Raw genomic sequence first — 566 nt, forward strand, 5'->3', positions numbered from 1 at the left:
CTGCCATCGTCACGGGGCGGAGGTCGCCCAGGCGCGTGCCCGGGCGGGCGCTGGGCGGCATTCCAAGCTGCTGGCGCATCTGGCGCGCGATCTCGATGGCGGCGATCTCGGCCCCGCGAGGCGTCCAATGCGTATCGGTCTTGTAGAACAGCGGTTGATCCGGATTGGCCTGGAAGGCTTGGGTGAATCGTTCGTCGAGGTCGGGAACCAGCGCGCCCGCGCGCCGCAATTCAGCGGAACTCTGGCTGTAGCGCCGCTCGATGTCGGGAAAGATGCGCGTGCCGGCCGGCAGGAACCGCTGCATGAGCTTCGCCCTGGATGGAATCGTGCAGATCACGACATCCATGCGGCCTTCGCGCAGCATCACGATCGACTGGGACAGAATCTGCAACGTGTCCCGGAAGGCCGCCACGTTGAGCCGCTGCAGCTGAKCCCAGGCCGGGAACAGCCAGCCGTCCCGCCCTACGTCGACGAGCGCCCGTTGCTGCGCCCGCGCAGGCGCGGCCAGCGCGACCATTGGCGCCGCGAGAAAGGCACGTCGGACGATGGCTGTCCCGTCCCTGGTC

At 68.3% G+C, this 566-nt stretch carries 1 protein-coding gene; it reads right to left on the bottom strand.

From position 1 onward, the window contains the following. A partial coding sequence (locus AC1DWF_RS37320) for an alginate O-acetyltransferase AlgX-related protein (protein WP_476843456.1) occupies window positions 1-517 on the bottom strand: 517 nt, incomplete at its 3' end. Between the last annotated feature and the right edge of the window lie 49 nt (window positions 518-566).

Source organism: Aminobacter sp. P4_D5, from assembly GCF_056401815.1.